Source organism: Methanobacterium veterum (genome assembly GCF_000745485.1).
Classification (GTDB): Archaea; Methanobacteriota; Methanobacteria; order Methanobacteriales; family Methanobacteriaceae; genus Methanobacterium_D; species Methanobacterium_D veterum.
The window spans coordinates 102,786-128,246 of the sequence record NZ_KN050694.1 but is presented as its reverse complement, the minus strand read 5'-3'; the positions used below and the strand labels follow the sequence as shown (position 1 = coordinate 128,246).

At 32.2% G+C, this 25,461-nt stretch carries 22 protein-coding genes; 6 read left to right on the top strand and 16 right to left on the bottom strand.

The features are described 5' to 3' along the window. Positions 1-95: 95 nt before the first annotated feature. The gene (locus tag EJ01_RS16765; RefSeq protein ID WP_052376246.1) at positions 96-614 is read right to left on the bottom strand and encodes a hypothetical protein; all 519 of its coding nucleotides are present in this window, start codon (positions 612-614) and stop codon (positions 96-98) included. A 1,005-nt stretch (positions 615-1,619) separates the two neighbouring features. On the opposite strand from EJ01_RS16765, the gene EJ01_RS14455 reads away from it, so the two are divergent. Continuing rightward, positions 1,620-1,985 carry a response regulator gene (locus tag EJ01_RS14455; protein ID WP_048082429.1) on the top strand — a complete coding sequence of 122 codons (366 nt, stop codon included), beginning with the start codon at positions 1,620-1,622 and terminating at the stop codon, positions 1,983-1,985. Between the two features lie 162 nt (positions 1,986-2,147). On the opposite strand, the gene EJ01_RS14450 is transcribed toward EJ01_RS14455, so the two are convergent. After that, complete coding sequence (locus EJ01_RS14450) at positions 2,148-2,354, bottom strand: histone family protein (RefSeq protein ID WP_048082428.1); 207 nt, start codon at positions 2,352-2,354, stop codon at positions 2,148-2,150. A 1,135-nt stretch (positions 2,355-3,489) separates the two neighbouring features. Between EJ01_RS14450 and EJ01_RS14445 the strand changes: the two genes are divergently transcribed. Continuing rightward, a complete protein-coding gene (locus EJ01_RS14445) occupies positions 3,490-5,007 on the top strand; it encodes a glutamate--cysteine ligase (RefSeq protein WP_048082427.1) in 1,518 nt (505 codons plus the stop codon). Beyond that, positions 4,983-5,969: a bifunctional glutamate--cysteine ligase GshA/glutathione synthetase GshB gene (gshAB, locus tag EJ01_RS14440; protein WP_048082426.1), complete on the top strand. Its 987-nt coding sequence runs from the start codon at positions 4,983-4,985 to the stop codon at positions 5,967-5,969. Before EJ01_RS14445 ends, gshAB begins: the two co-directional genes overlap by 25 nt. Before the next feature lie 98 nt (positions 5,970-6,067). Here the strand turns inward: gshAB and cysK are convergent, their stop codons facing one another. Beyond that, positions 6,068-7,054, bottom strand: a complete 987-nt coding sequence (gene cysK, locus EJ01_RS14435) for a cysteine synthase A (protein ID WP_048082425.1) — start codon at positions 7,052-7,054, stop codon at positions 6,068-6,070. Between the two features lie 566 nt (positions 7,055-7,620). Here cysK and EJ01_RS14430 point away from each other — a divergent pair. Then, the gene (locus EJ01_RS14430) at positions 7,621-7,830 is read left to right on the top strand and encodes a hypothetical protein (RefSeq protein ID WP_048082424.1); all 210 of its coding nucleotides are present in this window, start codon (positions 7,621-7,623) and stop codon (positions 7,828-7,830) included. 416 nt (positions 7,831-8,246) lie between these two features. Here EJ01_RS14430 and EJ01_RS14425 read toward each other — a convergent pair whose 3' ends face one another. The 5 genes from EJ01_RS14425 to EJ01_RS14405 form a co-directional block, all read right to left on the bottom strand. Then, a complete protein-coding gene (locus EJ01_RS14425; protein WP_048082423.1) occupies positions 8,247-8,453 on the bottom strand; it encodes a histone family protein in 207 nt (68 codons plus the stop codon). Positions 8,454-8,936: 483 nt separating this feature from the next. Beyond that, positions 8,937-9,728 (bottom strand): Ni-sirohydrochlorin a,c-diamide reductive cyclase ATP-dependent reductase subunit, encoded by a 792-nt coding sequence (gene cfbC, locus EJ01_RS14420; RefSeq protein WP_048082422.1) that lies wholly within the window; start codon positions 9,726-9,728, stop codon positions 8,937-8,939. After that, positions 9,725-10,204, bottom strand: coding sequence for a CBS domain-containing protein (locus tag EJ01_RS14415; protein ID WP_048082421.1), 480 nt, complete (start codon positions 10,202-10,204; stop codon positions 9,725-9,727). Before EJ01_RS14415 ends, cfbC begins: the two co-directional genes overlap by 4 nt. 295 nt (positions 10,205-10,499) lie before the next feature. Beyond that, the gene (locus EJ01_RS14410) at positions 10,500-10,754 is read right to left on the bottom strand and encodes a hypothetical protein (protein WP_048082420.1); all 255 of its coding nucleotides are present in this window, start codon (positions 10,752-10,754) and stop codon (positions 10,500-10,502) included. Between the two features lie 318 nt (positions 10,755-11,072). After that, positions 11,073-11,300, bottom strand: coding sequence for a hypothetical protein (locus EJ01_RS14405; protein WP_048082419.1), 228 nt, complete (start codon positions 11,298-11,300; stop codon positions 11,073-11,075). Positions 11,301-12,217: 917 nt separating this feature from the next. Here EJ01_RS14405 and EJ01_RS14400 point away from each other — a divergent pair. Continuing rightward, a complete protein-coding gene (locus tag EJ01_RS14400) occupies positions 12,218-13,054 on the top strand; it encodes an FmdE family protein (RefSeq protein ID WP_245611229.1) in 837 nt (278 codons plus the stop codon). 301 nt (positions 13,055-13,355) lie between these two features. Here the strand turns inward: EJ01_RS14400 and EJ01_RS14395 are convergent, their stop codons facing one another. Continuing rightward, complete coding sequence (locus EJ01_RS14395) at positions 13,356-14,159, bottom strand: nicotianamine synthase family protein (RefSeq protein WP_048082418.1); 804 nt, start codon at positions 14,157-14,159, stop codon at positions 13,356-13,358. 399 nt (positions 14,160-14,558) lie between these two features. After that, positions 14,559-14,681: a hypothetical protein gene (locus EJ01_RS18010; protein ID WP_269221208.1), complete on the bottom strand. Its 123-nt coding sequence runs from the start codon at positions 14,679-14,681 to the stop codon at positions 14,559-14,561. A 477-nt stretch (positions 14,682-15,158) separates the two neighbouring features. On the opposite strand from EJ01_RS18010, the gene EJ01_RS14385 reads away from it, so the two are divergent. After that, positions 15,159-15,746 carry a GNAT family N-acetyltransferase gene (locus EJ01_RS14385; protein ID WP_245611228.1) on the top strand — a complete coding sequence of 196 codons (588 nt, stop codon included), beginning with the start codon at positions 15,159-15,161 and terminating at the stop codon, positions 15,744-15,746. A 125-nt stretch (positions 15,747-15,871) separates the two neighbouring features. Here the strand turns inward: EJ01_RS14385 and EJ01_RS14380 are convergent, their stop codons facing one another. The 6 genes from EJ01_RS14380 to EJ01_RS14355 form a co-directional block, all read right to left on the bottom strand. Next, on the bottom strand, positions 15,872-16,345 hold the full coding sequence (locus EJ01_RS14380) for a hypothetical protein (protein WP_048082417.1): 474 nt from the start codon (positions 16,343-16,345) through the stop codon (positions 15,872-15,874). Continuing rightward, positions 16,342-16,980, bottom strand: coding sequence for an energy-coupling factor ABC transporter permease (locus EJ01_RS14375; protein ID WP_048082416.1), 639 nt, complete (start codon positions 16,978-16,980; stop codon positions 16,342-16,344). Before EJ01_RS14375 ends, EJ01_RS14380 begins: the two co-directional genes overlap by 4 nt. Before the next feature lie 45 nt (positions 16,981-17,025). After that, positions 17,026-17,523 (bottom strand): hypothetical protein, encoded by a 498-nt coding sequence (locus EJ01_RS14370; protein ID WP_048082415.1) that lies wholly within the window; start codon positions 17,521-17,523, stop codon positions 17,026-17,028. Positions 17,524-18,059: 536 nt separating this feature from the next. Beyond that, positions 18,060-21,095, bottom strand: coding sequence for an FmdE family protein (locus EJ01_RS14365; protein ID WP_048082414.1), 3,036 nt, complete (start codon positions 21,093-21,095; stop codon positions 18,060-18,062). A 527-nt stretch (positions 21,096-21,622) separates the two neighbouring features. Further along, positions 21,623-24,481 (bottom strand): FmdE family protein, encoded by a 2,859-nt coding sequence (locus EJ01_RS14360; protein WP_245611227.1) that lies wholly within the window; start codon positions 24,479-24,481, stop codon positions 21,623-21,625. A gap of 501 nt (positions 24,482-24,982) precedes the next feature. Further along, a complete protein-coding gene (locus EJ01_RS14355) occupies positions 24,983-25,429 on the bottom strand; it encodes a hypothetical protein (RefSeq protein WP_048082413.1) in 447 nt (148 codons plus the stop codon). Positions 25,430-25,461 lie beyond the last annotated feature (32 nt).

Sequence of the window (25,461 nt, the reverse complement as noted above, 5' to 3'; positions counted from 1 at the left end):
GAAAATTCACTTCCAAAAGATTAAATTTAAAGTATGGGAGCTCTTTTTTTAAAATAAGTTTTTAACTAAAAAAATAAAAAAAGAAAGGAAAAAATTTATGTAGCAGCCTGTGCAACATGATATATGGTAGTTGTGTAGGTTCCAGGCTTTGTGTTCCATGGTACTGTTATTTTATATGTCACCGGTGTTGTAGGTGTTGAAGCTTGATCCGGTGTATCCCATGTTTTCACTGCTGAAGGTGTAGTGGTGAACGCAGTGTCTGGTACACTATTACCATAATCTGAGTACAACATGTTTGCTAATGGAATTGTTTCTGAACTACCTGAAAGTGCTCCACTAGCATATGTTGAAAGAGCTATTGGAACATTTGAGTAATCTTTTACAGTTTCATTACCTGAAAATGTAGTTGCAACATTATTAGCTACAAGATTTCCAAAATCAATATCACTTCCTTCATTACCATTCCAAAGAGTAGTAATAGCTACTAAACTTGTCACGTTTCCAGAAGCTGTTTGAGTTGCACTTGAAGTTGGATCTGCAGCAAATGAAGGCGATGCTCCAACAGCCATAATACAAACCAGTGCTACTGTAACAAATAGTTTATACATGTTCATATTAAATTTACCTCCTATTTTTTTTTTAAAAATCAAATTATCTTATCTATTCACAATATAAAAACATTTAAGGATCTATTAGTGACTATATTCACAAAAAGCCAAAAAATATGAGATAAAAATATAATTTAAAAATTATATTCATACTTTTAATCATAAAAAGCCTTTTTATCCAGATTTAGATTCAAACAGCCAGCATACTCTCAAAAATTTAAGTTCATTACATACTAGTTAACCTATAAAATCTATTTTTAAACGTTTATAAGAATTTAAAATTATAAAATTAATGAATAAAAACAGTTAAAGATTAAATGATTTATATATATTAAAAATAAAACACAATATACGTTATTAAGACATAAAAATTGATTTAAACAGAATATTAAGTTACCAACATAATAAAGTTTTGTGTAAAACTTATGTGACGATTAGATAAAACTTTATTTCTAAATTTATAATTCAATCAAAATATACATAAAACCATCTCAGTTTAAGCCAATATAGAATAAAAGAACAATTACAGCAATTAAAATAGAAAGTACTCCATTTATATATTCTAACAGAATATACATGAATAAAAAAATATTTTTCAGTTTCTAATGTATATATCCCATATGTTAATAAACAATGATAAAAAGGCACATTTTATTTATTAAGCTGTAATTTATACATTTAGAAAATAATATTGATTTAACTTACTTTTTTATTTACCTTTTTATTCATTTTTACATTTAAATTAATATTTTCTCGTTATTCTGCCAAATAAAGCGAGGTAACATTAAAATAGGATGAATAGGAAATATTATGTTTATTAAGATCATTTTTGATCTTTATTTAAGAAACAGAGGCATTAAATAGCTAATGGATATAAGGATTTAATTAAATTAATAACACCGTTGATCTTTATATTAAAAATAAGGGCATTAAAAGGAAAATAGCGAGAAATAAAAGATTTGTTCGGCGATTAAAGTTAATAAAAAATACGTAGTTGGAGGAACATCATATATGACAATTAAAATTATTATTGTTGAAGACGAAAGCATAGTAGCTTGGGATCTCGAACAAAGATTAAAATTATTGGGACATGAAGTGGTAGGTATAGCAGCTTCAGGTGCAGATGCCCTAAACTTAGTAAAAAATAATAAAGTGGATTTAATTCTTATGGATATAATTTTAAAAGGAAACTTAAATGGTATTGAAACTGCAATATTAATTAAAAAAGATTATAATATTCCTATTATTTATAATTCTGCTAATTCTGATTTTAAAACTCTTAAAGAAATCAAAAAAACTGAACCTTATGAATATTTAGTAAAGCCATTTGATGATACCAGACTGAAAAAAGCTATAAATAATGCACTTAATTATTAGCTAAGTATAAAGTAATTTGTGGAATTATAATCATATATTTCAGTATTTTATAAATATTATGCCTAATTTTAGCATAATTCCTTTTTAATAACATTTTTAAAATTATTTAAGATAATATTTGTAAAAAAGAAAGAATTATTGGATTTAAAAAAGAAAAAATGCCTATAATTTTTTAACGACTAGTTCAATGTCTGATGCTTTAACTGTTTTTCTTCCAGCGTGTTTTGCAAGTTTAACAGCTTCTGCAGCTATTTCTTCACCCATTTCTTCCAGTACTTTTGTTAACTCGTCCCTTGCATCATCACTTACTCTTTGCGCACCTGCGTTTTTTATTATTCTTCCAACTGGAGCAACTGGTAATTCAGTCATACCTATCACCTCATTTTTTATTTTATTATTATATTATCTCTTAGTAATTTTATATAAATTTATCGTTTAATTTTAGGATTATTTTAAAAATCATATCATTTTTACTCACATAAAGTCAATCAATACAATTTTTGAGCACTATATCTTAAATTATATAATTATGATATCAGCAGAAAAAATTTAGAATAAAAAAAAGTTAAATTCATTTAAAAAGGTTAGGAATAATCTCAAATTTAGTTTAATTAAATGTAATTTTCTAGTATTTTAAAAAGAATTCATAAGGATTACTTATGCATATTATAGTTTTTAAACTGCAACATTTATACCATTAGCATAGGCCAATAATCTCCCTCAGTTGTTCCCGGTTCATAAACTCCACTAAATTAAGTAATACACTTAAGTTCCGGGGCTCTAAATATACCAATTTAGTGTCCAGGCACACATCTTATTTCTGAAACTGAATGAATGTAATTATTATATAATGATTTAATTATTCACATACATAATCCAGTTAATTTATATTTTTAATGTATTTAATTAAAGTAGTGAATCTGGAGTACTATAAAATAAAAAGTTTAACATATTTACACCTTTAGGGATATATGTACAGCATTATATTTGCTATATTTTATTGATCTTAATATTTGACCCGTAATTACAACTTAATAAAAACAGAATTGCATAAAAATATCGAAGATATTTGAATTTTTAACTGTCAAAGATCAAGATTTTCATCAGCTATCAAAAATTCTTTGAATTTATGATCCATGTAAAGAATCGTAGGTTTTTGCATGCCACAAAAAACCAAGTTTTCTGTAGACTGTCAAAAATCATTGTGATTTTTGACGTGAAAAACACACAGTGTTTATCAACTTCGTTATAGCTAGATTTAACGAAGTATTTGGAACCCGGATTTATGTGCCAAAAAATTTTGATAACATAAAACCATCAAAAAAATATAAATGTAAAAAAGTCTTAATTTACATATTCAAACAATTTTATTAATTTTTGATGTAGCAACCCGTACCTAAGAAATCTATGAATATTTACTGAAATATGAATAGTGACAGTAAATAATGGCGTTGCGCTAATTTTAAACCATGAATAACTAATTACCGATTAAAAAGAGGATTTTATGAACTGGGATTTTTCAGAAATATCAGAGTCTTTTTTAAAGGATAATAAAGGAAAATTATTGGTAGAAGGTAATTTTGGCCTGGAAAAAGAGTGTCAAAGGATTATTTCCTCAGGTGATCTTGCATTGACACCTCATCCCCCAGTATTTGGGGACAAAACTAAAAATCCATGTATTACCACTGACTTTTCTGAAAGTCAGATCGAGATGATAACAGCAACCTTCAATTCAGTTGAAGAAGTATATGAAGAATTAAACACCATAAGCAAGGAGGTTGAAAGTAGCATAGGTAGCGAACTCCTATGGCCGCTCAGTATGCCTCCAAAACTTCCAGATGAAGAGCAAATACCCATTGCACGTTTTCCAGGTTCTGAAAATGGAAAAAATATGGAAATATATAGAAAAGGACTGGCAGTGAGATACGGTAAAAAAATGCAGATGATATCTGGAATTCACTACAATTTTTCTTTTGGCACTGAAATAATTGATTATTTATATAAAAAATTCGGGAACAAAAAAAATAAACGTTTATTTATTGATGAAATACATTTTGGACTTGCAAGGAACTTTTTACGATACAGATGGGTACTAATTTACCTTTTTGGCGCTTCACCATTCTGCCATCCTACTTACCATTCAGTTATAAACAGGGAACTTGAGATAATTCAAAAATGCTGCCCCAGCTGTGCAGAAATTATAGAAAATTTCAATAAATATGCAACATCTCTACGTGTAAGCAGATTTGGCTATTCAAACAGTCTTAAAAATGAGAAAATGTACTTCAACAGTTTGGAGGAGTATTCTACAAAGCTCCGTAAGATGATGTCAACTAAGGATGAAAAATATTCAAAGATGGGTATTTACAGGAACGGTTCTCAGGTACAACTCAATGAAAATGTCTTGCAAAAAGAAAACGAATTTTATTCTTCAATTAGATTGAAACAAACTGTTAGGGAAGGAGAAACACCTCTAGATGCGCTGGAAAAAAGAGGTGTGAAATATGTGGAAGTAAGGATTTTAGATTTAAACCCATTTGAGAAGCTGGGTTTAAGCATTGAACAGATGAACTTCCTTCAAGTTTTCATGCTATTCTGTCTGTTTGAAGAAAGTTCCCCCATCACCGAAGATGAACATAGCAAAATGAACTTAAACCACCAGCTAGTATCACTTTTTGGAAGAAAAAAAGATTTAATACTCCAAAAATATGATAACAAAGAGATTAGTCTGAAATCATGGGGAGAAGAGATATTTAAAAGGCTTAGAACTATAGCATATTTAATGTACCTGGGCACTGGAGACAGTAAATATGGTCTAAGTGTAGAAAAAGAACATCGAAAGCTTCTTGATATATCATTATTACCCTCTGAAATGATAAACATGGAAATGAAAGAAAATAATGAAAATTTTTTAGACTTTGGAACAAGATGGGCTAAAAATAATTTACAAAACAGCACCATCATAACTAATTTAAATAAAGACAATAGAGGCGAGTTATGCAAACAAACTATGAAAGATTAGAACTTTCAACTCAAATTGTTATAAAAGAAGCTTTAAAAAGGGGAGTTGAGGTAGAAGTACTTGACCCTGATGATAACTTCATTCGCTTAAAAAAAGGAAACAACGTTGAATATGTTAAGCAGGCTACAAAAACCTCTGTAGATACATATATAGCCCCCTTGATCATGGAAAACAAGGAAATAACAAAGTTAGTTCTTAAGGAGCATAATATTAATGTGCCTTCCAGTGTAACTGTGGGCAATATAAATGAAGCTTTAGACAAATATTCCAACTTTATACATAAAGATATTGTGATAAAACCTAAATCCACTAATTTTGGAGACGGTGTTTTAATATTAAAATGTTTAAAATCTAAAGAAGAATATATAAAAGCAGTTGCACATGCATTAAGATATGATAACTCTGTTATGATTGAAGAATTCGTACCAGGGAAAGAATATAGATTTTTAGTAATTGACGATGAAGTTGCAGCAGTGATGCACAGAGTTCCGGCAAATGTTGTAGGTGATGGAGTACAAAACATTAAAGAACTGGTTTTTGAAAAAAATATGAATCCCATGAGGGGTAAGGGGTATTTAACTCCACTTGAGAAAATCAGCATAGGTCCAGTTGAAGAGAATTACCTGGCTTCTCAAATGAAAAACATATCTTACGTTCCAAATAATGGAGAAATTGTATATCTCAGGGAAAATTCCAATATCAGTACAGGTGGTGACAGCATCGATTTTACAGATGATGTGCTGGAACATTACAAGATCATCGCCGTAAAATCAGCAAAGGCAGTAGGTGCAAAGATCTGTGGAGTGGACATGATCATCAAGGATATAAAAGCAGGACCAGATAAAAACAATCACAGCATTATTGAATTAAATTTCAATCCAGTACTTTATCCCCATAATTTTCCATATAAAGGCCAAAATAGACATGTTGAAAATAAAATACTTGATTTATTAAGGTTTTGATAAAAAAAAGTTATGCTAAATAGCTGAAGAAGTTAAATTTGACAGTGCTGTAATCAAGCCCTGATCAAATTCAGATAAACTCATATGAGAATTTAACCTTAATTTGTAAATTCTTCAGTTTCATATTCATTGAATACTTCTTCAAATACCCATTCCATGCTCAAATATCTTTCTCCAGTATCTGGAAGTATTACAACAATTCTTTTACCTTTATTTTCCTCTCTTTTAGCCAGTTTAAGGGCAGCCCATGTTGCAGCTCCCGATGATATACCTGCAAAGATTCCTTCTTTTCTTGCCAGCATTAACATGGTTTTTGCAGCATCCTCATCTTTAACTTTTATAATTTCATCAATCAAATCTTTTCTGAGCACATCAGGAACAAAACCCGCACCAATTCCCTGTATTTTGTGAGGTCCTGGTTGCCCACCAGATAGAACTGGGGAATTAGCAGGTTCAACTGCAACTGCTTTAAAATCTGGATTTTTTCCCTTTAAAACTTCTGCAATACCAGTTATTGTTCCCCCAGTCCCTACCCCTGCCACTACGATATCAACTTTACCGTCAGTATCTCTCAATATTTCATGTGCAGTTGTTTCCCTGTGAATTTTAGGGTTTGCAGGGTTTTTAAACTGCTGAAGCATCACGGCATTGGGTGTGTTTTCTGCAAGTTCTTCAGCTTTTGCTACTGCACCTTTCATTCCACCTGCACCGGGGGTGAGTACAATTTCAGCCCCAAAAAGTGCAAGCAGCTTCCGCCGCTCTATCGACATCGTATCCGGCATTGTAAGAATCAATTTGTAACCCTTTGCCGCTGCAACAAATGCAAGAGCTATACCAGTATTCCCACTTGTAGGTTCTACCAGTACAGTATCTTTATTAATTAAACCCTGTTCCTCCCCATATTCTATCATTGCAACCCCTATCCTATCTTTTACGCTGCTTAAAGGGTTGAAAGATTCTAATTTTGCTATAATTTCTGCATCTGCCCCTTCATTAATTTTGTTTAACCTTACCAAAGGGGTGTTACCTATAAGTTCTGTTGCATTATCTGCTATTCCTCTTTTTAACTCAGGTATCTTCACCATACTTCCACCACATAATAATATGTATATTTTTATTATTGTTTTTTTGCATTACTAAAACAGGGATTTTATAGGTGATTAAGTTTTTAAAAGAATGTAATTAAGTATATTCCCCAGAATAAATGGCTATTTCATTTATACAACTTAATTTTCTCTAAATATCCAAAAAGATCTTAAAATGTTTTTCCTAAAAATATTATTTAGATAGTATTTTATATGATATAATAATCACTATCTCCGAAATATATTAATATATTTGGGTTAAATAGCTAAAACTGTAATGTATATTAGTATAATGTAAAAATTAATGACTATAAATAATTAAACACTTTTTAAGGCTTATTGAGTTTTATTAAATCATTAGATTTAACAAAAATATTCAAAATACAGGTATTTAAAAATCTACAAATATCATAACTATTGATAAGTTCATATAAAACGATAATTAAGTCCAGAAAGAACAAAAATTACTATAGATAACTTAATTGACATTTAAAATCAGATTAGAGATTACTAACTAATATAAACATGTATACCCTAAAATCTTAGAATTTTAAAAGGTTAGACAAATGAAATTTAAGAAATCAAATAATAAAACAAAAGAAAACTCAGAAGATTTATTAAACAAAGCATATTCATGCAAGCCCAATGAATTAAAAGATTTACTTGAAGAAATTAAGGCAAAAATTAAGTCTGATGGTCACAGTGAAATTCTTTCCCGTGCAAAGAGTGTAACTACAACGAGGATGATTTTAAACCAGGAAAAAAGCAGCCAATGACTTATAAATACTTATTAAAAATAAATTTATTTAAAACATTCAATTTTAAGATTAAATCAATCTTATAATTTAAAATTCATTTTTCTCATTTGAAGATAAAAATATTGAACTGTTATCAGTTCTGATTCAATCCCAATACGTCTACATGACAATCAATAACTCTTTTTACACTGCCAGTCCTAATTTTTAAAAAAGTTAATTTTAGGTTTAATGAGCTTAAAATTAAAACAGTTTAAAAAGTATGAGTATTTTATAAAACATGTTAGTTTGAAAAAGTTTTAAGTGAAAAATAAAAAGTATAAGCCTTACAGAAGTTTATAAAACTTCTGCAGCCGCTGAACCTGAATTCGCAGGCTTCAAACACAAAAGTGTTTGAGGCATACTCCCAAAATTATTGATTTTGGTTTTTAAAAAACTTATAAATTTTTAACAGCTAATTCTATGTCTGATGCTTTAACTGTTTTTCTTCCAGCGTGTTTTGCGAGTTTAACAGCTTCTGCTGCTATTTCTTCGCCTTTAGCTTCTAAAGCTTTTGCTAAAGCTTCTGTTGCATCTTCGCTTACTCTTTGAGCACCAGCATTTTTTATGATTCTTCCGACTGGAGCTAATGGTAATTCTGCCATAAACATTCACCTCATTTTTGTTTTGTCAATATATCCTATTTAAACTATCCTATATATATTTATCGTTTAATCCTGTGATTATTTTAAAAATTATATCATTTTTACTCACATAGAGTCGATTCATACCATCTTTTTGGTACAATATTAAAAATTTAGAGAAATAATGCACATAAATGCTTTTGCACATATCCACAAAAATGAAATTAAAATATCACAGATTAATATTAATATTTTGCTCAAATACCTGATCTTAGACACTTACAATTACAAATGCCATATTTCAATTTAAAAAAATAAATCAGTGAAATCTATGATTTCTGGGTATCACAATCAAAGATTGTGAAAACCCTGCAAAAATAAAAAATTTTGAGGAAATTTGTAATTCTTACCACTTTTTCGCAAGTTTACGAATCTACAAATATTTGAAGATTTGTAATTTCCGAACCGCAAAAAAAAACAATGTTTTTGAGGATTTTGATCGAATTATTGAAATCCTCTGAAGAATTCATCAAACTCATCTACACCCATAGGTTCTGGAATAACAAAATCTTCATTGGAGTATATAGATTTTGCAAGCTCCCTATAAAGATCTGCCTGTTCAGATTCTCCAAATTTCTCAATAACGGTCTTTGCATCGATTTCGCTCTTTTGAACCATTTCACTGCGAGGAATAATACCTATAACCTTGCTTCCAACTTTACCCGCGAATTCACTTACAATCTGAACCTCATTTTCAATTCCTCGACAGTTGCAGATGATGCCCCCAAGGTTACTTTTAAGCTTTTTAATACCCCTGCAGATATTATTAGCGGCATATAATGCCATATACTCTCCAGAAGTCACTATATAAACTTCGTCAGCAAAATCTTCCCTAAGAGGTACTGCAAATCCGCCGCAGACCACGTCTCCAAGCACGTCATAGATAATAATATCTATATCATCAGAAAATGTCCCCAGTTTGTCTAGAAGCCCCATTGCAACTATAACACCTCTTCCAGCGCATCCAACTCCAGGTTCAGGACCTCCACTTTCCACACATTTAACATTTCCATATCCTTCAAATAAAACCTCTTCAATGGATGCGTTCTTCTTTTTTTTTACAATATCAAGGATAGTAGGCAATCTTTTACCTATAAGAGTCCTTGTTGTATCAGCTTTAGGGTCACATCCAATTACAAGCACGTTATAATCTTTAGAATAGGCTGCAGCTATATTGGAAACAATAGTGGATTTTCCAATTCCACCTTTACCATAAATAGCAATTCGCTTACTCATTCCTTCCTCACCAAAGCACCTATGATATCTCCCCTTGTTATAATACCTACCAATTTGTTATTTTCATCAACCACAGGGAGCCTGTTGACGTTATGTTTATCCATTAATGCTGCTGCATCAGAAATTGAAGCGTCTTTTTTTGTGGTTCTGACTTTTTTGGTCATTATTTCGCCGACTAAGACAGATGCTGCCTTTCTTACATCGTTTGCTATCTCTTCATATCCAACTTCCATTCTTACAGGAAGTTCAATTAAATCAAATGGGGCAGGTAACAGCAGGTTAAGGTTAGGAGAATGAACTTCAATAAGTTTCATTATATCCCCTTCGCTTACAATACCAATTATTTTATCATCTTCATCAACTATTGGGGCCCCACTTATATTTTTTCCCCTTAAAACTTCTGTAACATAAGCTATTGTATCAACATCTTTAAATTTAACTACATCTTTAGCCATAGCATCTTCTACAGTTATCATAGTGATAATTCCTCCGTGATGTACTCATCTATTATAAAATTTATACAATCTATATGAATATTAAGGAAGACCACATTCTTATAGATTTCTTAGAATCAAGAGACATCCATAATTATATAAAAAAATTTACACAAAAGGATTAAATTACCTGCTGAACTTCCTCTAATCCGGAGTCCTGGGCGTAAGGAATTAAGAGACTATTTAGATTCACAATATTATCATTATCCATAAATTAATAAAATTACAAAATCATCACTATTAAAGCTAAATACCAGGCAGCTACTAAAAAAATAGTTTAATGATTATCTATATCTTTTTCAACAAAAATAAAATCTTCATCATGGTTTAAGATGTATTCTTCAGCGGTCCAATTAAGCTTTCTTAAAGCAGTTTCTACCGTTTTAAAATTCTCTTCACTGTATGGAAAAGTTACCCACGCAACACAAGTGGCTTTTTTTTCAGAATCCAATTCTATTAATCTTTTAATTACTAAATCCAATGTTGTTATTCTTTTCATTTTTAATAATTCAACATCATCCTTGTAATTCATTATAATCCCTCAAAAGAGTATAAGACATTAAATTTTAAAAATAAGCTTTAAATGCCTTATACCTCTTTGGTTAGAAGTTTTTGATATATTCAATCTTTTAATGCCCAAGAGAGCATTTTTGATGGAGGATTCATGGCAAAATAGCAAAGTAATAATTAAAGAGGTTATATTTAACTAATTATAATTACTCAATCAATACCTTTACCACTACAAAGAATAAATTAGCGCTTTTTATATATAATACTTTCCATTTGTTTAGTATTATTACTTTCAAGGTTAATTTAGTCCAAATTGTAATACCCAACTAGAAAAATCTTTTTAAAGCAGTTCTTTATCTATAAAAATAATGTTTTCATCATAGGTTAGTCTGTAATCTTTTCTATTCCAGTTTAGCTCCTTTAATGATTCTTTTATTAGTTTAAGATTGCTTTTGCTGTAAGGAAATTTCACCCATGCAATACATGTATTTTTATCTCCAGATTCTCTTTCAAGTTTTTTAAGTTGTTTTTTAATGTTAATCGACTCAATTTTATTACTAGATTCCATTTTAACACCACAATTGAAGGTTAAGTTACATTTAAGAAGAGAAAGTGATGGCAAAGAGGGATTTGTTAATAATTATGCCAACGAATTCATGTTTAAATAATACTTTATTGTAGTTTTGCCATCACAGACAGAAAATTGGTTTTCAATATATTTAACACTTTCTATTTAATTTTTATTATTACTATTAACCTCCATACTTGCTTTTTAGTAATAAATAAGTAAATTTATTACTCTAAACCATGAAAAACTTTATTTTATATTAATTTATAAAGATTACAAATATAAAATAAAATATTTTTACAATTAGCCCAGAAATCCATAGAGATATCGTAATAATTTTCATTTAAATTTAATTGAAATAGTAATACTATTTAATAAAAAGCTAATATTTATATATGTTAAAATTTAATGATTATTAAGTGGTAATGTAATGTTGAGAAAGTTTAGGATAGAGGCGACTATACTATTCCCAATATTATCCATAATTACATATCACCGGAGCATAATTATGGATTTTACCACTTATTTTTACATAATATTGTATCATACCACATAAGGTAAAAATAAAATATAATGAAGTTTGTCATTGTATTCATTTTATTCCTAGATCATGAAATAGGGATAAAATGATTTGAACAATAATTATTCCCCATAAAGTTTAAATGGGACTAAAGCATTGGAAAAAAATAAAAAAAGAATAAATGGCTTAAAGGGATCCATACATGCAGCGTACATTCTCTGGGACTATTATTAATCCAAAAAAATAGAAAAACATCGAAAAATAAATGTGATAATAAGTAGAAAGTCTTTAAAACCTATGAATAATTAAAAATAGTTTAATTATTACTTATTGCAGCCCACATGTTCTTAAAACTATTTGGAAATAATAATCACACGAAACTGAGGCAGGTAATAAAATGGAAAAATCAAAGAAAATAGGCCATATTTCGGAAGATAATCTAAGTAAAACATTTTATATCCCCAAAAACAAAGCACTCGAAAAACCTACGGTTTTCGGTGCGTCAAACACGATGTGTTTGACAGTTTTCGAAGGCCCTAAAAATAGAAAATTTTTAGATGTTGAAGAAAATAAGCAGTATTTTCTGAACACTAAAAATAGAAAATTTTTAGATGTTGAAGAAAATAAGCAGTATTTTCTGAACACTAAAAATAGAAAATTTTTAGATGTTGTCAATTTTCATGGACATATTTGTCCTGGAATAGCTATAGGATACAGGGCAGGGAAAATAGCCATTAAAAAACTCAACATAACTGATGAAAAGCTTCTGACAATCGTAGAAAATGACAGCTGCAGCATAGACGCAGTGCAGGTTATAACCGGCTGTACCTTTGGAAAAGGTAATTTAATATTTAAAGACTACGGAAAACATGTATACACCTTCATAAATAAAGATAATAGGAATACACTGCGTTTATCTTTAAACAAAAATATAGACGAAATGTATCCTGAATTTGACATGCTCCGAGACAAAATATTTTCTGGATCAGCCAGCAACGAAGATAAAATGGAATTTAAAAATCAGAAAAATGAAATAACTCAAAAAATTCTGGACATGCCCAACGATGAATTGTTCAATATTAAATCCGCAGAAATTAGAATCCCTGATAAGATCCAGATGTTTCAGTCTGTTAAATGTGATATATGTGGAGAACTCGTTGCAGTACACAGGGCACGGATAAAAAGGGGCAATGTTATGTGTATTCCATGTTTTGATGAATATTTAAAAACATAACAAATGCTAAAATAAGTTTAGAATTAATCCAATTAAAAGTTGGCGGTTAAATTATAATATCCAAATAATCTAAATTCTTAAATTAACTCAGGCACGAATTTTGGAATTAGATAAAACTATGCTAAGACATAGAAGACATTCTCAGGTGATTAACTTCATTTTCAGTCCTATCATATATTTTCTGTAACTACAATAAGAAACCTTCAAAACAAAGATAAACCCTTTTTGAAAAACGTTGTTATTTGTTAATTAGCCATGAATTTTGCAGGACGAAATAAAATGTCAAATGATTTTAATAAGTTTATGTTATCTTCCTAATAAGTACCGATGTATTATTTACTTTGCCCGTTGGAAAAACCCTTCCAAGCTCCATGAAACCATCTAAATCATCATGTTTTATGGGCGTGTAAAGAATTGCCCTCATACCGCTGTAAGTTCTGTAAAGAATCTTGGTTTCAGGTTCAACTGATTCGTGAACATGTTCAAAAACTCTCATTTTAGGTTCTGCAAACGCCGCAACCATAACACCATCATAGTCCATGTGGGAGAGTACAGTTTCATCCCCATCAACAACATTTATCTGGGAGCTGAGTCCAAGCTTTTCAAGAACTTTCCTTGAAAGATCCGCTATTTCCGGAACTACTTCAATACTGGTGCCTTTAACGCCGAAAAATTTATTGAACATTATAATTGTTAAAGGAAGAGGCCCACCGCCTATAAAAACAAGTTTATCCCCTTTCGAGAACTTTGCAAGGTTTTCTTCATTGTTTACAAGCTTTTCATACCGGTGATAGAAATGGAATGATGAAAGCTTAGCCCATGGATCTTCAGCTTCCAGTATCTCTTTTGCCTTATCTATTTCCAGGTTGGTTCCTACATCAACATAGAACTTCCTGATAGTCTTGAGGGCTTGGTTCATTCTTTCATTTTCCAGTATGTGTTTTGCTGAGTCAAAGTCAATGCTTTCATCATGTGCAATAATTTCAACAGCATCTAAGATAGGTATAACTTCCTCTAAAGGATATTCCCCTATTTTACAGCCATCGTACTTTTCAAGTGATTTGCATATATTTACAATGTTTCCCCAATATTTGTAACAGCTCATTTAAACACCTTCATGATTATTTTTTCATAGAACTCCTTTAATATCACTGTTTTTTTAAAGATATACCTCTAAAAATCCATATAATTCCGAATCTTGTTTTTAAAATTTCATGTTATTGTCTTTTTTTTATTTCATAGAAACTCAAAGTCATACATGTTTTAATACACATTTTAGTATATATTCAAACTATAATATAAAGAATATTACTAAAACGGCTTAAAACAGGGTAAAAGTATTACAATAATCGTCCCAGTATTACTTTATGGGAGAATTGTGGTTTAACGCAACATAATTTATTTAATAGAAATTTTTGCAGATTAAAATTCAATAATAAAAAATTAGAGTTTCATAAAATAAGATCTAAGGTCTGTAAGAAAGTTGTATTATGGATTTGACGTTTTAAACTTCTTTTTTAATGATTAATGATGTATTGTTCACTTTATCTGTAGGTAAAACCATATTTTCCATTTTAAACCATTTAAGTACATCTTCTGTAACTGGAGTATATAAAATTGCCCTCATACTCATATAAGTTCGGTAGATGGCAGGAATAAATTGATCTATTTGTTTCCTTATGTGTTTTTAAATATCCTTTCTTTTGGTTCGGCCAGCGCAGCCACCATCATAACATTATACTCCAAATGGTTGAGGTGTGTTTCGTCTCCCACTACCCATCTATATTATGGTTTAAACCCATTTTATTTATTATTTTCTTTGAAAGTGCAGTAATTTCTGGAATAATCCCTATACTTATGCCATGCACCCCCCTAAAATCTATTTAACATTATCAAAGTAAGAGAAAGCAGTCTACCCCCATAAAAGCAACTTTTCCCCCTTTAAATTTTAATGCAGACATCCCTAAGTGCATGTTCCATCAGGGTAATCATAGTTTAGATTTTTTGTTTCAATCACCGGCGTTTCCATTAGATATTCTCCAATTGACAATAGGTTTAAATATCTTTGTTGTATATTATATTGTCAGTTAATATAGATATAGTGATGTGTATTACTAAATTGGACTTTTTCATTCAAAAAGTATTAAACAATGCCATATACAGCAAAGGAGAGGTTCATATTACTTATTTCAATATAAAACAAATGACAGAAGAAGATGTAAAACATTACAGCGTTAAAAATTTCATTTTTAAAATAATAAATGAAGAATTTGGCTATGGTTACGTTCCAGAATACCACCATGACATCATAAACATGGAAGACTATTATATTAAACCTGATAAAAGCGTATTTTTACTTGCAACCCATAACAATACCGGAAATTTAATAGGAACTCTTGGAATAAGGGCTTATGACAAAAATTATGATATATTTAATGGGGTTTATAATTCAAAAAGTACTGCAAGCATTTGGAGAGTTTTTATAGATAAAAGATGGAGAAGAAACGGTGTTGGCTCCAAATTAGTAAGCACTGCAGAAAAGTTCTGCAAAGATAAAGGTTATAAAAACCTGTACCTCCATACGCAAAAGATAGTGGATGGTTCGCTGGATTTCTGGCTTTCAAAGGGATACATAATTACCAGAGACATGAAAAATGAATTAGGAACTGTGCACATGGAAAAAATTATATAATTAAATTTAAATTACTGAAAATTTAAGGATATGAAGTAAAATCTCTATCATTGCTAAAAATCAGAAATATAAACCACTAAAAAGATTATCAATTGTTAAAAAAATAAAAAAAATAAATTAAATTTTCATGAAATCTTCCTTTTCATCAAGAAAGCGCCCCCTGCAAGGCCTCCAATAACACCAATTAAGATACCTGCTGCAAACGGCGTTGCAAATCCTCCACTGCTGTTATTTGAAGTTAACAGAGTTAAACCATTTTTAATATCCATCTCGTCGGCGGAGCACACAAATACTCTATTTGACACATTGGAGTTATTAGCTATAAATTCACTGACCGTGCCCTGATAGGCCACTGCCAGAATTCTTTTATTTGGATTAGATAATGCATGTTCAAGTTGATGGGCAACTTCATCATCAGATGTAAATTTGTATACACTGGCATTCACGCCCATTTCATCCACCACTTTCTTGGCCAGTACCCCGCTTGAATTATCAGCAATTACAATGGTTGATTGAGGTGTAACATCCACCCCATGAGCACTGACAGATGCTATGGTCCCCATTATCAAAATCAATAGGCATATAACTTTTATTTTCATTTTAATATCTCCTCACCCTTATTCAGTGTTAAAAGTTCAGGCTTAACGCCTGATAGTGCTGATACAATTAATACGTTCGCAATCCCTTCAATAACCGCTACAAACAAATAGAATGGAATCAAAGTAGCCATTAACATGTCTAATGTTGCAACTCCTGCTGAAACCAGCATCAAGGCCTGGGCTATTGTAGCCATGGCTATTCCCATTAATGTGCCTGCAAAAACACTTAACCTCTTATCAAGATCTAAAGTTAGTTTATAGAAGAGATATGTTGAAAAGCTCAGTACTATTCCCATAGTCATAGTATTAGCACCCAAAGAAGTTATGCCTCCCATTCCTAAGAAGAAAAACTGTACAATAAGGCATAAAAATTCCACTGCAACACCGCTTAGAGGACCAAGCAAAATAACCACCAGAGGTATCAGGAAAAAATGCATAGGTACTCCAAATGGTGAGGGTATCGATAATGAAGATGCTACAAATGTAGCGGCTGCAAATATGGCCGTTGCCACAATTTTTTTCTCCTTTTCTTCAGTTCTGGAAAGTTTGAATATATATACTGCCATTATAATAATGGTTAAAATCCAGTAAATCGCAGCCTGCCATAACGGTATAATTCCATCAGGTAAATGCAGAATAAAACCTCCTTTTTAAATTTAAATGTTATTATAAAACAAAGATTATTTGAATAAACTGCCCTTTAAAAAGAGTCCAACAGCTCCCAATCCTATTAAAAGAAATACTGCAATAGCAGCAGTGTTCCACGGCGAGTTGTTTAAATTTTTGGAAGTTGCATTTGTATCAGACGTGTTTGAATCAGAAGTTGTATTAGCAACTTTACCAGATTCAGATGTATCAGCAGACTGATCTCCAGAATTGTCAGCACTACCTGAAACAGTTCCAGATTGTACAGACTTTCCATTATTTGTACTGCTCGCGCTTGATGTGCTTCCTGAACTGCTTGTACTTCCCGTACTCTTTTTAGTGTTTGCACCTGTACCACTGGTACCTGTTGTTCCGCTATCCGTGCTCTGATCTGATGTTTGATCAGAAGTAACTTCTTCAGGATATACTGTACCGTGTCCTGGATGTGCCGCGGCACTGCCACAAATAAACAGAACAAATAGAACTGCCAACACCAGTAATACCATATGTCGCTTAATTGCCCTATTTTTCATATTTTCACCTTCTTTTTGTTGACAAACTCAATTTATAGCACAGTTATATTTAATACTTGTTATTAATTTTTTATTATTACTTTAAAGCTTAAAATATATGCTTTAGTAATAAAAATCAGGTGAAGTTAATACTTTTAACTACCATAAGTTTAAAATCTTATTAACAAATTTTAAATTTTTTAAAATTAACTATTGTTACTTTCTCATAGTATTAAATGACTATAACAACTTTTATAGTACTAATCATTCTCTAATTTATTTTAAAATGACAAAAAAATTTTAAATAAAACAAAAATGAATAAAATTTAGATTATTTATTATTAAAATAATCGATATCCTTTTTTAGTTATAATAACATAGGATAACCTTTAAAAATCTAATAAAAAGTTAATATCCTGCATTATTACTAATGCAATACCTTAAAATATGTTAAAAAGTAGTAAATTAGTTGTTATAACTATAAATCTTAAATAAAAATGAAGAAATGCTATTTTTCATTATAAACTAAAAAAATAAAAAAAAATGGGAAAAATATTTTATTTCCTCAGGAATCCTAGAATACTACCTTTAAAGAACCCTACAACAAGAAGTCCTCCGCAGAGAATAGCACCTATAGCTATTAACAAGTAGTTCATCTCAGATTCTTCAGACTGAGGAGCAGCTTTGGAAACTTCATAGGTATTACCCTGTTGGGCACCAGGAGTTTCTCCTGCTTGATTGGTAACTTCAGTCTGAGTAGCTGCACTAACAGTAGGTCCCGAATCACCTACAGATCCAGTTACCTGTCCGTTACTGTTGCTAGAAGTTTGCTGAGAATTACTTGTGGAATTTCCATTATGGTTGCCATTTTGTCCATTTTGTCCATTCTGGCTTCCATTATTGGAATTACCCTGATTTAATATATCAGACAAACTACGTACTGGAAGGCCTTTTACATATGCAAGAGCACTTTCATTACTAGTTCCGCCGGCTTGAAGCCGTGCAAATTCTTGTGCTGTGATATATGTCTCATGAGAAGTAACGAGACTTAACGGCTCTTTAATATAAGGACTAGATTCTCCTTTATACATACTGATGAAAGCAGAAATCATTGCTTCTCTTTGGGCTTCACTGGTAGTTAAACCGTCCAGGTTATAGGTAGGCCATTTGAAACTTACAATAGCTACTTTTCCAGTTTTGGTATCTGGATCCCAAACAACAATCATTCCTTCTTCAGTTCCACCAGGGAGATACTCTGATGTAGTTTCTTCCCCAGAAAGCCTCTGATCCATATAAGTTCCCATTCCTGGAGAAACTCCTAAAAGGTAGACCAAACTATCATCTTTACAGTATATACTTGATGCCATCCAGAAGTAGCTTTGATTACCACTTAAAGGATAGTTCTTTTGTATATATTCTGTTATGAAGAATCCAGGTTGTACTCCAGGACATGCATGGTCGTGGAACAGGAATGTCAGCAGCTGGTCAAATGCAGGATCATTTCTCCAAGCATTGGCTATGCTCTGTATATTGAACCAGTTTCCGTCTGGAATGAAATTTGTACTTAGATCACTTACCGTGGTTGCGTTGTTCAATGCAACAGGCCCTATATCATTTACCTGTTTACCCTCGCTATTGTTCCCAATAAAGAACTTACCTGTGGATGGATCGTACCTCAGGTACACCGTACTCATGGTTTTGCCATCTGCTCCTCTTAAAACGAATGTAAACCACAGTGGTTTCCATACTGCCATATGAATAGGTAACAGGGTTGATCTGCTTAACCTTGAACCTAGAACATCGTATATTCCGTCCCAGGCTGCTTCGGTACTTTGACCGTTAAGGTAAACGTAACCTGCAGAGGTTAAAACAACTAGATCTCTATCATCTTTTTCCAGATCAATGCCTAACTCTTTTTTGAATATACTTTTAGCTATATTAGAAGCATTAGTACCAATATTCTTAATTTGATCATATGTTAATGATCCGTTACTGGTACTAGTAGTAGCTCTAGTAGCTTTGGCTAAATTTAAACTTTTAATATATTTTAAGTCTAATCCATGTGCATTTTGAGCTGCAAATCGAGTTTGACCCTTGTTAGTTGCATTGACAGCTGTAGGGAATGTAACATTGGTTGCAGTTCCTACTATGTAGTAGTACTGTTCTTCAGTCAATCCAGTAAGTTCCATGTTAAATTTTACAAGGCTTCCAGGATCGTTTTTAATCTTTTGAATCAACCATGTGTTATATTTCAATTCCTCAAGACTACCCCAGCTAGTTATCTTATACTGAGCTTGGAAAGCTTTTTTATTGGCTTCATTATCATAAGTCATTATAATAAGTGAACCTGTTCCAGGCACATCAACTACGTATGATTTAGTTCCATCAGCGTTGGTTACTACTTTGTAGGTAGTATCTGTCCAGCGAATGAACCCTATCATGTTAGTAGTAGCTCCAGTAGCTGTGGTGTCAAATCCTACGTATCCACTTTTACCAGGGGTAGCATCCAGGAAATAGATTACTGCATCGTCATCAGACCCTCCAGGAACTCCTATAATTTTATAAGAAGTTATATCTCCAGGAGATCCAACTCCTCCAGAAGTTGCCTTTATAGGAGGGTAATATTTGAGCAAGGCCTGAACTATAGAGTATCCACCTAAAGTTCCCTCACAAACATGCCCATGGAAAGTTGCTTCTCGAAGCACGTCATTAGAAACACCATCTGACCATGCGTTGGCTAAACTTGCAAATGCAAATGCATCTTCTCCGGATACATTCTTAAAGTAAGTATTCCACTGTTTTTTAGTCATGTTTTCTGAGATGGTGCCTAAATATGCGGGTGTCAGTGAACCATTCAAGAAAACAACTGCCTGTAAACTTGTTCCTTTTTTCACTATGAAAGCAAAATCAACAGGATCTGTTGCGGTCTGTCGAAGCATCAACAAATTACCTTTACCATAGGTTATTTTGCCACCTGATCCATTCAAGATACCTTCAATACAGTCTTCGCTGGTAACGCCCTTATATTTTGGCACACCTGCTGTAGTTATAGCCAATACTTTATCTGCTTTAGAAAAATTCAACAATTTATCTGCCTTTTTAGTTGCCTCTCGACCTAATTTATAAGCAGCAGTAGCTTTCATGTTAAAAGTTGCACTGCCGTACAGGTTAGTGTCTGTAGCATTGGCAGAATTAAAAAACACAGCAATCATCTGACTTTGGGTAGTATAACCCGGTGCAGAAACGCTGACGTTGAACTTAGTACCATTTACAGCTCCAGCATAATCAAAACTTAATTTATAACCTTTAAAAGCCATATCATAAGTCTTGGTGGCATTAATTTTCGCACCTTTACTATCTTTGACAGTTATTTCTGGATTAATAGAATCAGAAGAATACTCATAACCCACTTTCACACCAATTATGGGATCTACTACATGATGACTACCTGCAGAAGTTGAATTGGTTAAATTACTTCCACTACCATTTGTAGTTGATGAGTCTGCAGCTGACGCTGCACCACAAATAAACAGTGCAAATAGAACTGTTAACACTAGTAATACCATATGTCGCTTAATTGCCCTATTTTTCATATTTTCACCTCCTTTTTGTTGACAAAAACAGTTTATTGTACAGTTATATTTAATACTTGTTATTAATTTTTTATTATTACTTTCAAACTTAAAATCTCAGCTTTAGTAATAAAAAACAGATGAAATTAATAATTTTAACTACCCCCAGTTTAAAATCTTATTAAAAAGTTTAAAATCTTTTGAAAATAGCATTAGTTATTTTTAGATAATATTAAATAAATATATCAATTTTAAAACACTAATAATCCCCTAGATTCTTTTAAAATAACAGCAAAAATTTTTAAATAAAATAAAAATGATTAAATTTTAAATTATTCACTATTAAAATAATTAATGGCCGTTTTTAGTTACAATAACTTCTTTTATCCTTTAAAAGTATAATCAAAAGTTAATATATGATATTATTACTAATTAAATACCCTAAAATATGTTTAAAATTGTTAAATTAGCTTTTATAACTGTACATATTAAATCAAAATGAATAAGAAGATATTTTTCATTAAAAAATAAAAAAAAGGAAAAATGTTTTATTTTCTCAAGAATCCCAGAATACTACCTTTAAAGAACCCTACCACAAGAAGTCCTCCACAGAGAACAGCTCCTAAAGCTATTAATGCATAGTTCAAATCAGACTCTTCAGAATTAGGAGAAGCTTTGGAAACTTCATAAGCATTACTTCCAGCACTAGGAGTTCCTTCATCAGTAGTAACTTCAGTCTGAGTAGCTGCACTAACAGTAGGCCCAGAATCACCTACAGATCCAGTAGCAGAACCAGTACCACTGCTTGAAGTACCCTGAGAATTGCCTTGAACTCCATCAGGAGCTTCTACTACAGCAGTTCCATTATTATTTTGAGTACCATTCTGATTATGAGTACCATTCTGATTCAGTAAACTTATGAGATCTGCTTGTGTACGCACAGGTAAGCTCTTAATATACTCCAGAGCATTGAGAGATCCACTACCTCCAGATATGATTGCTTGCCACTCTTCTTCAGTTACCCAAGTATCAACAGTCCTGGTTATTGACGGTCCAGAAATCAGGTTTGGTATAGTCGCTAACTCCGCAAGACACTCTGGTGAGTTCCAGTCGTCGTGTTTTTGGAGTACTTTATAAAGATTTATATAGTTTTCATAGGAGTTACCACCTGAAAATTTGGGACTGGTCAAATTTAGTATAGCTACTCTTCGGGTTTTAGTTTTGCTGTCGTATATACTGATAATTCCAACTTCACTACCTGCTGACTCCATTCGCTGGTTATAATAGGTTCCAGATCCTGCAGAAACTCCTAAGAGATATGATAAAATATCATCTCTACAGATGTCATTGGTAGATACGTAAGAGTACTGTTCATCTTCTCCTATAGGGAAATTATCATAAACGTAGTCAGTGATTAAATATCCTGTTGAACTACCTCCACAGACGTGATTGTGCCATAACCATGCCATTAAGACATCGTATGGTGGGTCGTACGGGAGTACCTGGTCTATTATACAAGTAGATTCGTTCTTTACAGTGAAATTACCTGTTTCTGGATCGTAGGTAAGAGTTTTACTGATATAAGTTCCATTTTGTACCAGGGTGAACTGGAAGAATAACGGATTAAACCTTGCATTGTGCTGAGACAGTAATGTTGCTCTGGAAAGTCTGGATCCTAAGACATCATAGATTCCATCAAAGGCCATGTCCATTACCTGTTCATTGACACGTACATAACCTGCAGACGTGAAGACTGTGAGGTTAGGGTCATCTTTCTCCAGAGTAATGCCGTCTGCTGCAAATAATGCAATGGCTTTGTTAGCAGCATCTATTCCGATCTGTTTAATCTGAGCCTCTGTTAGTTTTCCAGTAGCGTAATTTGTAGCAGTTTTCTGGTTCACCAGGTTAGTCAGTCCAAGTCCTAATATATAGTCCATGTCTAATCCACGTGCATCGCATACAACATTTTTGGAGTCTACTCCTCCAGTCAGGTTGTTGTGAACTTCTGCAGTTATATTGAAGACGTACAGTATATCCACAAGGGAGTCTGGGTCTTTTTCTAATTTGTTTATTAACCATGCATTGAATTTTAACTCGGATGCTATACCTGAGTAAGCTTTAAGACCGGTTGCATTTTTGTATTTCTGCACTACCTTGTCTTCATCGAAAGCCATTATTATGAGAGTTCCTTTGTTGCTTTTTGCATTCCATCGGATGAATCCAACCATGTTGTCAGCAGCACCTGAGCCACTGGTTTCATATCCCACCCAAGAACGTTTTCCTGAGGTTAAATCTAAGGAATAGATGAACGCATCATCATCTGAATTGCCAGGCACACTAACTGCCCTGTAACTTGTTGCTTCCAGTTCTCCAGTATTTCCATATACCCCCGGAGGGTAATATTTGAGCAGGAGACTTATCATAGCCTGTCCACTGATGGTTCCAAGGCAAACATGGCCGTGGTATGCAGCTTGTCTCAGTATATCTGTTGATAATCCTTCTTTCCAGGCATTAGCCAGGCTGACATATCCAAATGCAGCATCACCAAATTTTGGAACAATTGTTTTCTCCCATAAAGTCTGGTTGATAGCAGAGAAAGTACCTTTATAAGCTGGTGTTAATGAACCATTCTTGAAAAACGCTGCAGTCAGTGCATTCCCATTCATAACCACAAAACAGAAATCCAGTGGATCTGTTCGAGTTGATTGGAATGTTAGCAGGTTTCCCTGACCGTAACTGATCTTACCGCCAGAACCGTTTAAAATACCCTCTAAACAGTCCTCAGTTGTGGTCCCATTTAAATAAGCTAAACCAGCAGTAGTTATAACCAGCACTTTATCTGCTTTTGAAAAGTTTAAAAGCTGATCTGCCTTTTTAGTTACCTCTCGACCTAATTTATAAGCAGCAGTAGCTTTCATGTTGAAAGTTGCGCTGCCGTACAGGTTAGTGTCTGTAGCATTGGCAGAATTAAAAAACACGCCGATCATCTGACTTTGAGTAGTATAACCCGGTGCAGAAACGCTGACGTTGAACTTAGTACCATTTACAGCTCCAGCATAATCAAAGCTCAGCCTATAACCTTTAAAAGCCATATCATATGTCTTGGTGACATTAATTTTCACACCCTTGCTATCTTTGACAGTTATTTCTGGATTAATAGAATCAGAAGAATACTCATAACCCACTTTCACGCCGATTATGGGATCTACTACATGACTATTATTTTGTGGAGATAACTGCGATACAGAATCAGTACTATTCTGTATAGATAAGTTCAAATCGGAACCAGTACCATTACCTCCAATAGTTGATGAATCTGCAGCCGACGCTGCACCACAAATAAACAGCGTAAATAGAACTGTTAACACCAATAATACCATATTTCGCTTAATTGTCCTATTTTTCATATTTTCACCTCCTTTTTGTTGACAAACTCAATTTATAGCACAGTTATATTTAATACTTGTTATTAATTTGTTATTATTACTTTCAAGCTCAAAGTCTCAGCTTTAGTAATAAAAATCAGGAAAAATTAATACTTTTCACTGCAATAAATTTAAAGTATTATTAAAACCATTCATACTCTTTCAAATTAACAATAGTTAATTTTAAGTACTATTAAATAACTACAACAGTTCTAAAATACCAAAAAACCTTTAATTAGTTTTAAAATAAGGATAAAAATTTTTAAATAAGATAAAAATTACTGAATTTTAGATTATTTATTATTAAAATAATTAATAGCCGCTTTTAGTCAAAATAACATCAGCTACCATTTAAAAATCTAGTCAAAAGTTAATGTATAGCATTATTACTAATGAAAATACCCTAAAATATATTAAAATGCGGCAAATTACTTGCTATAATTATACATCTTAAATCAAAATAATGGGGCAAACATATATCTTTTATCTGCCATGTAATTTACCCCTAATTAAAAAACCCGCTACAAACAGGGCCACTATGACTACGACTGCTAAAGCAATTTCCCAATAAAAGCTTTTTAAATCTCCAGAATTTGTAACGCTTTCATTATTATCTTCAGTGTCATTGATTTCCTCAACAGGCTGAATCTTTGTATCATTATCATCTTTATTAATACTATTTTCTGTTTGTACTGAATCATCCTCTTTACTTTCACTGCTTTTGCCTGCTGTATTACTTTTGCTTGTTGTGCTGCTTTTAATTGTCCCCCCATTCCCACTTTGATCTGGTGTTGAACCGGGGGTTGGATCTGGGGTTGTAATATTAATTTCTTCCGGGTATTCAGTACTGTGACCAGGGTGCGCCGCTACTGTGCCGCAAAAAGTTAACATAATTACCATTGCAAATATAAGTATTCCCCTTATCTTCATATGTTTTATAATCTCACCTCCCTTATAAAAAA